Origin of the sequence: Azospirillum oryzae (genome assembly GCF_008364795.1) — a bacterium.
Lineage (GTDB): Bacteria > Pseudomonadota > Alphaproteobacteria > Azospirillales > Azospirillaceae > Azospirillum > Azospirillum oryzae.
In genome coordinates this window covers 511,174-525,884 of sequence record NZ_VTTM01000002.1, presented here as the reverse complement: position 1 = coordinate 525,884, position 14,711 = coordinate 511,174, and the positions used below count along the sequence as shown (strand labels likewise).

The following is a 14,711-nucleotide window of genomic DNA, read 5'->3' as shown; positions in this document are numbered from 1 at the left end:
ATCGGCCACATTGACCAATGCTTGCCCCCCTGGTAGTAGAGACTTGCAACAGATCGCGCAAACGTTCGGACGATGATCCGGCCGCAAGCGGCGGCACCGCAAGACTTCCATAAGACACGAAAGCCATTCGTGCAGCGTTCCCATGCGGCCCGGTCCCGGCACTCTCGCCCGATCCGGCCCGACTGCCGGGAGGAACAGCGTGGAGAGCACGGTTCTAGAAGCCCTGTCACCGCCCCGCCAGGGCGGGGTCCCCGTCACGAACCGCACCGGGACCGGCGGCCTGGATCCGGGCGCCACCGCCGAGGGGCTGCGCCTTCTCGCCCATCTGCATGCCGAAGAGCCGACTCCCGCCCTGCTGGAGGCGCTACGCAACGCCCCGGTCGCCCGCGGCCCCCTGGCGCTCGACCGCGACGACGCCCTGCAGGCCGCCGCCCTGGTCGACGAAGTGGTGAGCGACCTGCCGGACCGGATCACCCGCCGCAGCCTCGCCCCGCTGGCTGCCGATTTCGCCGCCATCCACCGGAGCGGCGAGTTGCGCGCATGCCCGACCGAAGGCTCTTGGCTGGACGAGGAGTTGCGGGCCGATGCCGCCGCTTCCCTGGCCTGCTGGCGAAGCGGCCTGGAGGCGGAGTTGCGGCGGTCGCCGCTCGACCGGCTGCCGGACGACCATGTCGCCGCGGAACTGGCGTTGCTGGCGGCGCTGCTCGATCGCGGCCGCATGATCGATGCCGTGCGCTTTCTCGACCGTCATCCGCTGCGCTGGGTTCCCGACTTCTGCAGCCGGGTCGCCACCCGCTGCCGGGAGCCTTTCTTCGCCGGCATCGCCATTCTGACCAATGCGCTGCTCGACGATCTGCGCGACCGGCTCGGCGAGGCCTGCGGACTGCCGCGGCCGGCCGAGGATGGAACCGATGTCCGCCGCCGCCGCCGCTGGACCGAAGGCCGCTTTCCCCGCGCCTGCACCTGCGACCCATGACGCATCCGGCGGCGCCCTGCCGTAAAGTCGGAGTTGCCCCGCCTTAAATGCTTGGGCCATGGTGACCGGGGCGGGCTTCGCTCTGCCGGCGTGGGTCGGCACGGTCCATTTCCTTGGCAATGGTTGGTGATGCCCTTTCGCAGCTTCGACAGTCGGACCGACCGCAGGGGGTCCTTGCGCCTCCTGCGCCTCCTCCTGGCGGTGTCGGTCGCCCTGCCGCTGGTGCTGTTCGTCGGCATCGGCTGGCGCGAGCGGTGGGAGGCCCAGGAAGAAGCCGAGCGGAACAGCCGCAAGAACGCACTGATCCTGCACGAGCATGTGCTGAAGGTGTTCGACACCATGGCCCAGGTGCTGGACCGGGTGGACGAGCGCATCCACGGACGCAGTTGGCGCGAGATCGCCGAGTCGGAATCGCTGCACCAATATCTGCGGACGCTGAAAGGCGAACTGGACCAGATCGGCGCCATCGGGCTGACCGATCCGGATGGGATCGTGCGCAATTCCAGCCTCGTCTTTCCGTCGCACAAGACCTATGTCGGCAATCGGGCGGATTTCCGGGAACAGCGGGAACAGGATTCCGGTCTGCTCATCGCCGGTCCGGTCGCCGATCCCGCCACCGGCAAACCCAGCTTCGGCATCAGCCGGCGCCGCAGCGGTCCCGGCGGCCCGGACGGCAGTTTCGACGGGATGATCGCCGCCATCGTCGATCCCGATTACTTCGCCAGCTTCTACCGGCAGGTCATCGGCGACGAGGGGGAATCCATCGCGCTGATCCGCGAGGACGGCGCGATCCTGATGCGCTACCCCACCCTGGACCCGTCGCGGCCGACGGCGGCACTGCCAACCCTGCCGGCCGACCACGGGCTGCGCGCCGAGATCGGCAGGCATCCGGGCGAGGGGATCTTCCGCACCGGGCGCAGCCATGTGCAAGGACTGTCGCGCGTGTTCGCCTACAAGCGCGTCGGCGATTTCCCGGTCTATGTCGTCTATGGGCTGGACCAGGCGCAGATCGCCCGCTCCTGGTGGCGGAACATGGCGCTGGACGCCGCCTTCGTCGCCCCGGCGACACTGGCGCTGGCGCTGATCGCCTGGCTGGCCTACAGCCGCGCCGCCTCCGAAAGCGCCGCCGTCCGGCGCTGGGCGGACGAGGTGCGCAACCGCGAACGGCTGGAGGAGGCGCTGCGCCAGAGCCAGAAGATGGAGGCGCTGGGCCAGTTGACCGGCGGCGTGGCGCACGATTTCAACAACCTGCTGACCGCCGCGCTCGCCAACCTGCATCTGATGGCCCGCCATCTGCCGGCCGAGGGCCAGCGTTTCCTGGCCGGGACGCGGACCGCGCTGGATCGGGCGGAGAAGCTGACCCGGCAACTGCTGTCCTTCTCGCGCCAGGACGCCGTCAACCTGACGGTGGTCGATCTGGGCGACAGCCTGCGCCGGATGGCCGACCTGCTGGAGCGGTCGGTCCGTGCCGACATCGCCCTAAGCTGGGACATCGCCGCGGTGCCGATGCCGGTCGCCGTCGATCCGGTGCAGTTGGAAATGGCGGTCCTGAACCTCGTGCTGAACGCCCGCGACGCCATGCCCGGCGGCGGCCGCATCCGCATCGCAGCATCCCCCGGACCGGAGCCGCGCACCGCCCGCATCGCGGTTTCCGACACCGGGGCCGGCATGCCGCCGGAGGTGATGGCCCGCGCCTTCGATCCCTTCTTCACCACCAAGGGCGTCGGCAAGGGGACGGGGCTCGGGCTGTCGATGGTCTACGGCTTCGCCCGACAGTCGGGCGGCATCGCCGCCATCGACAGCCGGCCCGGCGACGGTACCTGCGTTCGCATCGACTTGCCGCTGACCGACCTGCGGCCACCCGAACCGCCCCCAGCCCCGGCCGCTGCGGCGGCGGACCTGCGCCAGCTGCGCATCCTGGTGGTGGAGGACAATCCGCTGGTGCTGATGGCGACGGTCGAGGGGCTGACCCAGGAGGGCTTCACGGTAGAGACCGCGGAAGACGGGGTGTCGGCCTTGACCCTGCTGGAGACCGACCGGAATTTCGATCTTGTGGTGTCGGACGTCGTCATGCCGGGCGGTGTTTCCGGCATCGACCTCGCCCGCCAAATCCGCGAGCGCTGGCCACAGTTGCGCGTGCTGCTGGCGTCCGGCTACAGCCCGGAGTCGCTGGCCACCATGGGCGCCGACACCGCGTCCGTCCTGGCGAAACCCTTCAGCCCCGACCAGCTTGCGGCCCGCATCCGATCGCTGGTGCAGGCGGGATCGGCGCGGCCCGAGGGAATCACGCCAGATGGGATCACGCCACAGGGGATCACGTAAGGGCGCTGACGAACATCGGCGTCCACATCGCCATGCACCAGACGAGACCAAGGCACAGGCCGCGGGTCAGATCGTCGAAGGTCGGCTGCTCCAGACGGTTCAGCTTCCACATCGCATTCAGTTCCCCCGGCGTCGGCGCCTGACCGGAAGAATCGGCATCGGCATCTGGACCGGCGGCGCGGCGATCGGTCGGTTCACGGCTTGCGGCTGCGCGCCGTTCAGGGTCGCGTGACAGCATGGCTGGGCCTCGCATGGACAGCGGAATGCCCAACAAGTTTGTGGCCATTGCCGCTGCCGGCCACCCTTTCTTCCGTCAGCCATCGAATTTTGTCGACATACGAAAAAAGGCCGCCATCCGCTGGACGGATGGGGCCTTTTCGCCAAGCTACCGGCCTGTTCGGCCGGAAGCGATCACTTGCCGGGGCGGATCACCGGGGTGAGCTGGTCGCCCCAGTTGCCGGCCTCGTTGTGATAGCGGGCGGTGCGCATCAGTTCCACCGTCACGCCGGCCTCGACCGCCTTGACGACGGCGTCGTTCAGGCGATGCAGGTTGTTGGCGACGATGCGGATGGCGCTTTCCTGCTCCGGAGTCAGCTCCGAACGGTCGTCCGGCGGCGCGTCCTTGAATCCCGACATGCGTTGTTCCTTCCCCTGGATTGGGACCGCCCCGGCGGGACCGGCTGCGGTCCAGAACTTGGTCATGATCTTGCCCGGCTTCGGATGCCGGTTTCCATCATGTACCACATTGTGTGCGCCGCGACAAAGTTCCCGACGCGCCAAGCGCTTGCGACCATTGGCCTCTTGCAACCGGCGAACGGCTTCACATCGCCGCTTCCCCTGCGTCGTGCCGTCGAGCGGCCGCCATCAGCTTTTTCTTTCCAACGAAAGAAATAATGCTTCAGGGTCATGACAAAAATTCGGATTAACTCGACTGTTGACGTATCTCGATTTCAGTGCCCAAATTTAGACACAAACGTAATTTCCCCACACGGAGCTTATCTTGAAGAACGTCGCCGCCAAGGCCCTGCTGGTCGCGTCCTCTCTGTTCCTGCTGAATGGTGCGGCGTTCGCCGGACAACAGGACTTCACGATCGTCAACAAGACCGGCTATCCGCTGAAGCACATCTACGTTTCCGAAAACAACAACAACAGCTGGGACGAGGATATCCTCGGCCGCGACGTCCTGGACGACGGCGAATATTTCGAGGTCTCCTTCGCGAAGGCCGAGAAGACCTGCAAGTGGGACATGAAGGTCGTCTATGACGATGGTGAATCGGCGGTGTGGCAGGGCCTGAACCTTTGCCAGATCGCCAAGCTGACGCTCAAGTGGAACAAGAACACCGGCGTCACCTCTGCCCAGACCGAGTAAGCGTCTCAGCGGAAATTGTCGGTGCTGCGGTTCATCAGGTGGATGAAGACGTCTTCCAGCGTCGGTTCCGTCGCGGTGATCCGCAGCGCCGGCTGTCCGGTACCCGGCTGTGCAGTCCCCCGCTGTTCAGTCCAGGGAGCGAGCGCCCGGTCCAGCGCCGCGGCGTCGCTGCCGCTGACATGCAGACGGCTGCCGAACACCGCGACCATCTCCACCCCCGGCTGTCCTTCCAGCGCCGCGGCGATGCGGTGCAGGCCGTTGCCGGCGACCAGACGGGTGTGCAGGCCCGAATCGGCGACGACCTGATCGACCGTTCCATGAGTCATCAGCGTCCCATAGGCGATGTAGGCGATGCGGTGGCAGCGTTCCGCCTCGTCCATGTAATGGGTGCTGACCAGCACGGTCAGCCCTTCCCCGGCCAACCGGTGGATCTCGTCCCAGAATTCCCGCCGCGCCTTGGGATCGACACCCGCCGTCGGCTCGTCCAGCAGCAGTAGCTTCGGCTCGTGCAGGATGCAGGCGGCCAGCGCCAGACGCTGTTTCCAGCCCCCCGACAATTCCCCGGCCAATTGGGTGCGGCGGTTGGACAGCCCCAGCCGGTCCAGCGCCTCGGCCACCCGGCGGCGGCGGTCGGGCAGACCGTACATGCGGGCGACGAAGTCCAGGTTCTCGGCGATGCTCAGATCCTCCCAGAAACTGAACTTCTGGGTCATGTACCCGACCTGCCGCTTGATCGCCGCACTCTGCCGCCGGATGTCGAGGCCAAGGCAGGTGCCCTCCCCCGCGTCGGGGGTCAGCAGGCCGCACAGCAGGCGGATCGTCGTGGTCTTGCCCGACCCGTTGGGACCGAGGAAGCCATAGATCTCCCCGGTCTCGACCCGGATCGACACATCGTCGACCACGGTCTTGCTGCCGAAGCGCTTGACCAGCCCGCGCACGTCGATGGCGGGGGTGCCGGCGGCGGGTGCGCCGTCCTCTCTCATGGCGTCGTCCCCGCCGCCTGGGCATTGACTGGCCAGACATCGACCGGGAGCCCCGGATTCAGCGGCCGATCCGGCACCGCCTCCACCCGGAAGACCAGCTTCTCGCGGCTGCCGACGCTGTAGATCACCGGCGGCGTGTATTCGGCCTGGGAGGCGATCCGCGTCACCCGCGCCGACAGGCCGGGCGGGCAGCCGTCGCAGCGCACCGACAGGGTTCCTCCCGGCGCCACTCCCGCCATGGCGGTTTCCGGCATGAACAGCACCAGCTTCACCCGCTCCGGCGGCAGGAGCGAGACCACCGGGGAGCCCGCCGGCACCCATTCGCCGGGATTGTAGAGCGTATCGTCCACCAGCGCCGCCGCCGGGGCGACGGGAGCCAGATCGGCGAGCCGGCGCTCCGCCTGGACCAACGCCGCCTCCGCCTGGGTCACCGCCTCGTCGGCCGCCCGCAGCTGTTCCGGACGGGCGGGCAGCGCCGCGACCGCCAGTTGCGCCTCCGCCTCCGCCAGTTGGCCGCGGTCGCGGTCATAGGCGGCACGGGCCTGATCCAGCTTGTCGGGAGAGGAGACCTTGTGGGCGACCAGTTCCCGCTGGCGAGCCAGTTCGGCGGTGGAATAGCGCAGAGCCGCCTCCGCCCGCGCCTTTTGCGCGGCCAGCACCGCCACCTCCTGCGCTCGTTTGCCGGTGGCGAGGTCGGCGCGCTGCGCCCGCGCCTGGGCCAGCGCCGCGGTCAGCCGGTCGCGTTCCGCCGTTGCGGTGGCGCGGTCGATGGCGAACAGCGGCGCTCCAGCCGCCACCTGGGTGCCGCGGGTGACCGACAGGCTCTCCAGCATGCCGGCGCTGGGGGCGGCAATGCGCAGATACTCGCCCTCCACATAGCCATGGGCGAGCGGCGGCGGGCCGCCGGCCGCGATGGGCAGACCGACCGCCAGCGCCAGCGCGGTCAGACCGTCCAGTATGGTCCCGAGAAAGCCGCTCATGGCGCGCCCTCCTCCGCCAGGTCTTCTGTCTTGCGCAGCAGCGCCCGGCGCAGATTGTCGATGTGGGTTTCCACCAACGCCGTCACGTCCAGCGGCGGCTCGCCGTCGACACCGTCGAAGGAAGTCCGCCACACGGCGCTCATCAGCAGCGGCGCCACGATCAGACGCACAGTGGGATCGACGGCCACGGGGCGGAACTCGCCGCTGTCGATTCCCCGCCGCAACAGGGCGGCCAGCAAGCCGAAGCCGCGCCGGATCACCTCGCGGTGGTAGAAGGCGGCAAGCTCCGGGAAATTGCCGGCCTCGGCGATCACCAGCCGCGGGATGACCGCCATGCGGGTCGTCGCGATCAGCCGCGCCACCATGCGCAGCAGCCGCTCCAGCACCGGGAAGCAGGGTCCGCCGGCCGCAGCGACCAGCGCTTCGGCCTGCTGAAGGTTGGGCAGGATGGCGGCGCGGATCACCGCCTTGAACAGCTCGTCCTTGCTGGGAAAGTAGAGATAGAGCGTGCCCTTGCTGACGCCGGCGCGGGCCGCCACCTCCTCCAGCCTTGCGGCGGCGAAACCGCGTTCGGCGAAGACATCCATCGCGGCGGCGACGATCTCCTGCGGGCGGGCCTCCTTGCGGCGGCGCCAGCGCGGCGGGTCGCCGGGAGAAACCGGACCGGAATCGGGATCGGAGACGGGACCGGACTGGCGGGAGGGCATGGCTCGCCCCTTTTCATAACTGACCAGTCAGTAATTAACACGATTCGGCCCTTCCACCAATGGCTAAGGTCATTGTGCGACGCAGCGGAATCTATGCAAAAAGTCTTGCCTTTCGGCGAGTAGTCACGGACACTTTCCACCGGCTGGCCGCGTACGAACAGAGTCGCGGCCGTCCCCGGCCCGGACGGCGGGCTCCAAAACAGGGCATGAACGGCGTGGCCGGACCAACGGTCGCCGCGGTTATCGGGAGGTACGGATCAAGGCGCCGACGCCGGGACCCGATGCATTGCGATGCCTGGACGACCTTGTCCGGCATATGCCCGGGCCTCCTGCCGAGCAAGGGGATCGATCATGCCGAGTGCTGCCCAGTCCGCGTCATCCTCCAGCCTGGAGCTGCTGACGATCTACGAGGTCAGCAAGATCCTCGGGTCGTCGCTCGATCTGGAACAAACCCTGCGCGAGGTGCTGCGCGCGCTGTCCTATCAGTTGCAGATGCACCGCGGCCGGGTCTATCTCCAGGGCGAGGACGGGGCTCTGCGGCTCGTCGCCGCGCAAGGGCTGCCGAAGGACTCGCCGGCACAGGAAATCGACTACAACCAGGGCGAAGGCATCAGCGGCCGCATCCTGAAGACCGGCATGCCGGCCGTCGTTCCCAACCTGGCGGAAGAGCCGCTGTTCAACAACCGCTCCGGCGGGCGGGACGATCTGGACGAACAGGTGGCGTCGCTGGTCGGCGTGCCGATCAAGGCCGCCGGCACCGTCATCGGGGTGCTGACCATCGACCGCATTTCCGACGACGGCCCCAGCGGCCATTTCGGCTCCGATGTCCGCTTCCTGACCATGGTCGCCAACCTGATCGGCCAGACCGTGCGCCTGCACCGGACGGTGGCGGAGGAGCGGCGCTTCATGATGCGCGAGACCTTCCGCGTGCAGAAGGAACTGCGGCCGGTGGTGGCCCCCGTCAACGACGTGGTCTGCACCAGCCCCAACATGGTCGACGTGCTGGCCCAGGTGCACCGGGTTGCGCCCTTCAAGTCGACCGTGCTGATCCGCGGCGAGAGCGGCACCGGCAAGGAGCTGATCGCGCGGGCCATCCACAACCTGTCGCCGCGCAAGGACGCCCCCTTCATCCGCGTCAACTGCGCAGCATTGCCCGAATCGCTTCTGGAGTCGGAGCTGTTCGGCCACGAGAAGGGGTCCTTCACCGGCGCGCAGAAGGACCACAAGGGCCGGTTCGAACTGGCGTCGGGCGGCACCCTGTTCCTGGACGAGATCGGCGACATCTCCTCCAACTTCCAGGCCAAGCTGCTGCGCGTTCTGCAGGAGCAGGAGTTCGAGCGGGTCGGCGGGTCGAAGACGATCAAGACCGACGTGCGGCTGATCTGCGCCACCAACCTGAACCTGGAGGAGGCGGTCGGCCACGGCAAGTTCCGCGCCGATCTCTATTTCCGCATCAACGTGGTGACGATCCACCTGCCGCCGCTGCGCGAACGGCGCGGCGACATCGCCACGCTGGCCAAGCACTTCGTCGCCAAGTTCGGCCGCGACAACGGCCTGAACCTCGACATCGCCGCCGAGGCGCTGGAGGTGCTGAACCGCTGCACCTGGCCCGGCAACGTGCGCGAGCTGGAGAACTGCATCGAGCGCGCGGCGACCCAGTGCCGCAACGGCACCATCCGCGTGCCCGACCTGTCCTGCAGCATGAATCTCTGCAACTCGTCGGTGCTGTTCCAGTACCGCACCATGGGCGCCGCCGTCGGTGGGCTGGCGCCGTCGATGAGCGGGACCCCCACCAACCCGGCGGCCGGCAATCCGGGGGTGGGCAATCCGGCGCAAGGGCGGGCTCAGCCGGCCCCCATGAACGGCGCCGCCATGCCGCCGGCCGTGCCGGCCCCCGCCAACGGAGCGCTGAACGGCGCCCCCGGCGGCGCACAGTGGCCGGCCTGCGCGTCCGGCTGCGGGGCCGGGCCGATGCCGGTCTGCGGCGCCTCCAAGCCGCTGCCGCCCTCGGCCATCGTGCCCCTGCCCGCTCCGCAACCGGCGGCATCCACCCCCGCCATCCCCTCCGCGCCGGCTCCGCAGCCGGCGGCAGCCGGCCCCGACCTGCCGTTGGACGAGCCCGAGTCGGGTCCGCTGCGCGACCGCCTGGTCTGGGCGATGGAACGGACGGGTTGGGTCCAGGCCAAGGCCGCCCGCCTGCTGGGCATGACGACGCGGCAGGTGAGCTACGCGCTGCGCAAGTACAACATCGAGATCAAGCGGTTCTAGGAATCGGGCGAAGCTCCCTCTCCGTCACACTTCGCTGCGATTTCGTGCTACCCTGACGGGCCTTCGGTTCGATGGCGCATTCCCCGTCCCAACGGATTTCCGTCTTGCCTTCGCTTGAGAAGCCCCTTGCCCTGCTGTTCGTCGACATCGCCGACAGCACGATGTTGTACGAGCGAATCGGCAACGCCACCGCCGCGGCGCTGACGCAGCGGGTGCTGGCCCATCTGCGCCGGCTGGTGGAGGAGCAACGCGGCGGCGTCATCAAGAGCCTGGGCGACGGGCTGCTCGCCGCCTTTCCGGTATGCGACGACAGCGCCCGCGCCGCCTGCGCGATGATCGGCATCCAGGACCTGCACGGGATGCGGCTGCGCATCGGCATCCATTTCGGCGCGGTGATCGAAGGGGTGGGCGACCTGTACGGCGACGCCTGCAACGTGGCCGCAAGGGTGCAGCAGATCGCCCGGCCGGGCGAAATCCTGGCGACCCAGGCGCTGGTCGACGGCCTGTCGCCGGACCAGCGGAGCCGGACCAAGCCGCTGAGCAACGTCGCGATGAAGGGCAAGGCCGCACCGATCCGCGTCCACCAGATCCGCTCCGCCGACGAGGCCGACGACGCCATCGAAAGCACGACGCTGGGCTTCTCCCTGGTGCCGGAGGCCGGCCGCAGCATGGTGACCCTGCACCTCTCCTACCGTGGGCAGGACATCACGATGAGCCGGGGGCTGCCGCGCGTCACCATCGGCCGGGAGGACAGCAGCGGACTGCGCATCGCCTCCCGCCAGACCTCGCGCCAGCATGCGGTGATCGATTTCACCCGCGAAAGCTTCCTGCTGACCGACCATTCCACCAACGGCACCTACATCCGCAGCGGCGGGTCGCCGCCGGTGGTGCTGCGCCGCGATTCGACCAAGCTGGTCGGCAGCGGCCTGATCGGCTTCGGCGCGGAGGCACTGGACGAGAGCCAGGACCATGTCGTCGCCTTCCGCGGCGAATTGGCCTGACCGGTTTGTCGGCACCCCGACAAAGCTCCCTGCCACACCCGCCATTGTCGCAATGACGACAGCGTCCGCGACGCCGACAAATCCCGGCAAGCCATTGTAACTACTTAATTCTCCGCTCTGGCCCCGAACTTGCTTTTCCTCCATTCGTCCAACGGTGTCGTCCGGCACGGCAGGGAAGGAGTGGATGATGAGCAACGTGGTTTCGCTCGACAGCATCTTCGGGCTCGGGGAACTGGCCCCGCCCGCGACGATGCCGGCAGCGCCCGAGGCGGCGTCCGGCTGTTCGTCGTCGTCCTGCGGATCGTCCGATGGTCCGGCCGACATGGACCCGGCGGTGTGGGAGAAGGTGAAGAACCACCCCTGCTATTCGGAAGAGGCGCATCACTATTTCGCCCGCATGCATGTCGCGGTCGCCCCGGCCTGCAACATCCAGTGCAACTACTGCAACCGCAAATACGATTGCTCGAACGAGAGCCGGCCAGGCGTGGTCTCCGAAAAGCTGACCCCCGATCAGGCGATCAAGAAGATCCTCGCCGTTGCCCAGGAAATCCCGCAACTGTCGGTGATCGGCATCGCCGGCCCCGGCGACAGTCTGGCGGCGAACGGCAGGAACACCTTCGCCACCTTCGAAATGCTGCAGAAGAAGGCGCCGGACCTGAAGCTGTGCCTGTCCACCAACGGTCTGGCCCTGCCCGACCATGTGGACACCATCGCGCAGTACAACATCGACCACGTCACCATCACCATCAACATGGTCGATCCGGAGGTCGGCGCGCGGATCTACCCGTGGATCTTCCACAAGCACAAGCGCTGGACGGGGCTGGACGCCGCCAAGATCCTGCACGAACAGCAGATGCTGGGGCTGGAGATGCTGACCTCGCGCGGCATCCTGGTGAAGGTGAATTCCGTCATGATCCCGGGGATCAACGACGAACACCTGCTGGAGGTGAACAAGGCGGTGAAGAGCCGCGGCGCCTTCCTGCACAACATCATGCCGCTGATCTCCGACGCCGCCCACGGCACCTGGTTCGGCCTGAACGGCCAGCGCGGACCCACCGCGCAGGAGCTGAAGGTGGTGCAGGACGCCTGCGAGGGCGGCGCCAAGCTGATGCGCCATTGCCGCCAGTGCCGCGCCGATGCGGTCGGGCTGCTGGGCGAGGACCGTGGCGAGGAGTTCACCGCCGACAAGATCGAGGCGATGGGCGCCATCGACTATGACGATGAGGCCCGCCGCAGCTACCGCGACCATGTCGAGGCCGAACGCGCCGGCCGTCATGCCTCCAAGGCGGCCGCCCAGGCCGATGTCCGCGAGAGCATCGGCTTCACGGTCGACCCCATCCTGATCGCCGTCGCCACCAAGGGCGGCGAGCGCATCAACGAGCATTTCGGCCACGCCAAGGAATTCCAAATCTACGAGGTGGGTCCGGGCGGCGCCAAGTTCGTCGGCCACCGCCGCGTCGACCAGTATTGCGAGGGCGGTTCCGGCGACGTGGACACGCTGGACGGCGTGCTGGCGGCCATCAACGACTGCACCGCGGTGTTCGTCGCAAAGATCGGCGGCTGCCCGTCCAAGTCGCTGGCCGATGCCGGGATCGAGCCGGTCGACCGCTTCGCCTTCGACTACATCGAGGAATCGGCGCTGGCCTACTTCAAAGACTACGCCGAGCGGCTCGGCCAGGGCGCCGTCCAGTCCCGCGCCGGCCAGGACGCGGTGATCCGCACCGGGGCGCTGACCGCGCGCCGCGCCTGACACCTCACCTCCCTTTTCCCCCTTCCACAGCCATCCCATCACCGAAGGAGAGAGCCATGGCCTACAAGATCAAGTCCGCCGAATGCACCGTCTGCGGCGCCTGCGAGGCCGAGTGCCCGAACGTCGCGATCAGCCTGAAGAAAGGCACCTACGTCATCGACCCGGCCAAGTGCACCGAGTGCCAGGGCCAGTTCGACAGCCCGCAATGCGCCGCCGTCTGCCCGGCCGACTGCTGCGTTCCGGCGTGATGTGAAGTCCCCTCTCCCCCGAGGGGAGAGGGAGAACCCCAGGAGCACCGCGCCATGCTGGACGAGGTGGATGAGGACTGGCTCGCCCGCCGCTACTATGGTGGGGATCTCCCGCCCGAGGCGGAACGCTGCCTGCATCTGGCCGCCGCCAGCTATGCCGACAGCGGGGCGGCGCTCGCCCATCTCGCCCGCGCGGCGGAGGTCGCTCCCGGCCACCGCCTCGTCGATCTCGGCCATTACAAGTTCCACTTCTACAAGGCCAATCTCGATCAGGCATTGGTCTATGGCGAGCGCATGATCGGCCACGCCATGGCCGCGCTCGGCGTCAACCACACCGACTGGCGCGCCGTCACCCCGGCCACCGCCGATTTCCGCGGGCTGGAGCCGGCGCCCCGCCTGTTCCTGTTCGCCCTGGTCGCCATCGGTTACCTGCTGCTGCGCACCGGCCGGCTCGACGCCGGACGGGAGGCGCTGACCAAAGTCTGCGACCTCGACCCCGACGACCGCTTCGGCGCCGCCCGCCTGATCGCGGTTGCCGACCGGCATGAACTTGAGGAGGCCGGCGCATGAGCGACGACATCCTCGAATCCCTGGATTGGCGCGGCGAACCGGTGGACTGCACCGCCTGCACCCACCGCGACCGCCGCCTCGACCCCGAGACCACCGCGCTCCCCGCAGGCGGCAAGCTGACCGGCCATTGCCTGCCGCTGAAGGCCTGCGTGCAGGACCGCTACGCCAAGCGCATCCAGCGCTTCTTCGAATGGAACCCGGACCTCGCCGCCGGCCATCTCGACCATTCCTACTTCGAAGTGCGGGCGAACGCGGCGCGTTTCGCCCCGATCTTCCAGCTTCCCCGCCTGATGAACGATCCGGACGAGACGGTGCGCTCCGTCCTGGCCCGCCGGCTGCCGCGCCGGCTGCTGCTGAAACTGCGCGACGACCCCGACCGCGAGGTGCGTATCGCCGTCGCCAGCCGGCTGGAGGATGCCGACCTCGCGCCGCTGATGCGCGACCCCGACTGTTCGGTGCGGCTGCGCGTGGTGCGGCGGATCCCCGACGGCATGCTGCCGGCGATGATGCATGACGAGGATCCGGAGGTGCGGGTGGAGGTCGCCCGCCGCCTTTCCATGGACTGGCTGCCCAGCCTCGCCTGGGACGACAGCCCCCGGGTGCGGCTGGTGGTGGCCCAGCGGCTGCCGGCGTCGAAGCTGCATGTGCTGCTGCCTGACGCCGACTGGATGGTCCGCCTTGCCGTGGCCGGGCGGATCGACGCCGGACAGCTCGGCCCCCTGCTCGACGACCCGGAGGAGGAGGTGCGTGCCATCGCCCGCCAGCGCGCCGCCGGCCTCGCCGCCGGGCTCACCATCGCCAACGACCTTCCGCCGCTGTAGCGGCCCCTCGACCGACGGAGCGCCAGCGCCATGACCGAAGCCGATACCGCCACCGCCCCATACCGCCGCGAACGCGCCCGCAATGCCGACGACGCCAACGAATTGGTCGGCCCGCCGGTGCTGGAACAGGGCTTCAAGGTCAAGGCCCTGCGCGACGTGCGCAATGACGGCACCTATCCCGGCCGTCCGGTCGGCGACTTCCTGATCCGCGAGGGCGATGTCGGCTACGTCATCTCCATCGGGACCTATCTGCAGATGTATTACATCTATGCCGTTGATTTTTATGAAAAACGAGTCGTCGTCGGCATGCGTGCGCGCGAGCTGGAAGTGATCGACGCCCATTGCAACGACCCCCAATAACCCGGTCCAAGACCCCGGTCCCCACCTGATAAGGAGCCTCGCGATGTCCGACGTCGAAGCCGCCGCCAAGCCCGGTTTCATCCCGCCGCGCGAACCGCTGTACGACTGGGGCCTGCGGGTCACGGTGCAGGAGGACCTGTTCAACGACGGCAGCCATCCGCAGGTGCCGGACGGTGCGCTGCTGGCGCCGAAGGGCACGCCGGGCGTGATCGTCCGCGTCGGCCGCACCGAGGAAGGCAGCCTGCCGGTCTATCTGGTGGAGTTCCCCGGCGGCACCGTCGTCGGCTGCCTGGAGGAGGAGATCGTCCCGGCCGACGGGTCGCGGCGCGGCGTGCCCGGAGTGATGTGATGGGAGT

At 68.3% G+C, this 14,711-nt stretch carries 16 protein-coding genes; 11 read left to right on the top strand and 5 right to left on the bottom strand.

The genetic code is table 11. From position 1 onward, the window contains the following. Positions 1–199 precede the first annotated feature (199 nt). Positions 200–976 (top strand): TorD/DmsD family molecular chaperone, encoded by a 777-nt coding sequence (locus FZ938_RS08480; RefSeq protein ID WP_246457744.1) that lies wholly within the window; start codon positions 200–202, stop codon positions 974–976. Between the two features lie 174 nt (positions 977–1,150). After that, complete coding sequence (locus tag FZ938_RS08475) at positions 1,151–3,298, top strand: hybrid sensor histidine kinase/response regulator (RefSeq protein ID WP_246457741.1); 2,148 nt, start codon at positions 1,151–1,153, stop codon at positions 3,296–3,298. On the opposite strand, the gene FZ938_RS08470 is transcribed toward FZ938_RS08475, so the two are convergent. After that, entirely contained in the window at positions 3,291–3,536 is a 246-nt protein-coding gene (locus FZ938_RS08470; protein ID WP_149198114.1) for a hypothetical protein, read from the bottom strand. The genes FZ938_RS08475 and FZ938_RS08470 overlap by 8 nt on opposite strands. Before the next feature lie 173 nt (positions 3,537–3,709). Further along, on the bottom strand, positions 3,710–3,934 hold the full coding sequence (locus FZ938_RS08465; RefSeq protein ID WP_085090721.1) for an SMc00767 family acetate metabolism repressor: 225 nt from the start codon (positions 3,932–3,934) through the stop codon (positions 3,710–3,712). A gap of 364 nt (positions 3,935–4,298) precedes the next feature. On the opposite strand from FZ938_RS08465, the gene FZ938_RS08460 reads away from it, so the two are divergent. Then, on the top strand, positions 4,299–4,667 hold the full coding sequence (locus FZ938_RS08460) for a hypothetical protein (protein ID WP_149198113.1): 369 nt from the start codon (positions 4,299–4,301) through the stop codon (positions 4,665–4,667). Between the two features lie 5 nt (positions 4,668–4,672). Here FZ938_RS08460 and FZ938_RS08455 read toward each other — a convergent pair whose 3' ends face one another. Genes FZ938_RS08455 through FZ938_RS08445 form a run of 3 tightly spaced genes read right to left on the bottom strand, consistent with a single transcriptional unit; the run spans position 4,673 to position 7,337 of the window. Then, positions 4,673–5,650, bottom strand: coding sequence for an ABC transporter ATP-binding protein (locus FZ938_RS08455; RefSeq protein ID WP_149198112.1), 978 nt, complete (start codon positions 5,648–5,650; stop codon positions 4,673–4,675). Further along, on the bottom strand, positions 5,647–6,630 hold the full coding sequence (locus FZ938_RS08450) for an HlyD family secretion protein (protein WP_149198111.1): 984 nt from the start codon (positions 6,628–6,630) through the stop codon (positions 5,647–5,649). The genes FZ938_RS08455 and FZ938_RS08450 overlap by 4 nt, the downstream gene beginning before the upstream one ends. Further along, complete coding sequence (locus FZ938_RS08445) at positions 6,627–7,337, bottom strand: TetR/AcrR family transcriptional regulator (RefSeq protein ID WP_149198110.1); 711 nt, start codon at positions 7,335–7,337, stop codon at positions 6,627–6,629. The genes FZ938_RS08450 and FZ938_RS08445 overlap by 4 nt, the downstream gene beginning before the upstream one ends. Positions 7,338–7,688: 351 nt before the next feature. On the opposite strand from FZ938_RS08445, the gene nifA reads away from it, so the two are divergent. The 8 genes from nifA (at position 7,689) to FZ938_RS08405 (ending at position 14,704) form a co-directional block, all read left to right on the top strand. Further along, positions 7,689–9,605 (top strand): nif-specific transcriptional activator NifA, encoded by a 1,917-nt coding sequence (nifA, locus tag FZ938_RS08440; RefSeq protein WP_149198109.1) that lies wholly within the window; start codon positions 7,689–7,691, stop codon positions 9,603–9,605. A gap of 104 nt (positions 9,606–9,709) precedes the next feature. After that, entirely contained in the window at positions 9,710–10,606 is an 897-nt protein-coding gene (locus FZ938_RS08435; RefSeq protein ID WP_246457738.1) for an adenylate/guanylate cyclase domain-containing protein, read from the top strand. A 184-nt stretch (positions 10,607–10,790) separates the two neighbouring features. Continuing rightward, entirely contained in the window at positions 10,791–12,356 is a 1,566-nt protein-coding gene (gene nifB / locus FZ938_RS08430; RefSeq protein WP_425492017.1) for a nitrogenase cofactor biosynthesis protein NifB, read from the top strand. Positions 12,357–12,412: 56 nt separating this feature from the next. Further along, a complete protein-coding gene (locus FZ938_RS08425; protein ID WP_085090027.1) occupies positions 12,413–12,604 on the top strand; it encodes a 4Fe-4S dicluster domain-containing protein in 192 nt (63 codons plus the stop codon). Positions 12,605–12,658: 54 nt separating this feature from the next. Further along, positions 12,659–13,174 carry a hypothetical protein gene (locus FZ938_RS08420; RefSeq protein WP_149198108.1) on the top strand — a complete coding sequence of 172 codons (516 nt, stop codon included), beginning with the start codon at positions 12,659–12,661 and terminating at the stop codon, positions 13,172–13,174. Continuing rightward, on the top strand, positions 13,171–13,995 hold the full coding sequence (locus FZ938_RS08415; RefSeq protein WP_149198107.1) for a 4Fe4S-binding leucine-rich repeat protein: 825 nt from the start codon (positions 13,171–13,173) through the stop codon (positions 13,993–13,995). The genes FZ938_RS08420 and FZ938_RS08415 overlap by 4 nt, the downstream gene beginning before the upstream one ends. 30 nt (positions 13,996–14,025) lie before the next feature. Beyond that, positions 14,026–14,355, top strand: coding sequence for a nitrogen fixation protein NifZ (locus tag FZ938_RS08410; RefSeq protein ID WP_149198106.1), 330 nt, complete (start codon positions 14,026–14,028; stop codon positions 14,353–14,355). 43 nt (positions 14,356–14,398) lie between these two features. After that, entirely contained in the window at positions 14,399–14,704 is a 306-nt protein-coding gene (locus tag FZ938_RS08405; protein WP_063635114.1) for a nitrogen fixation protein NifZ, read from the top strand. Positions 14,705–14,711 lie beyond the last annotated feature (7 nt).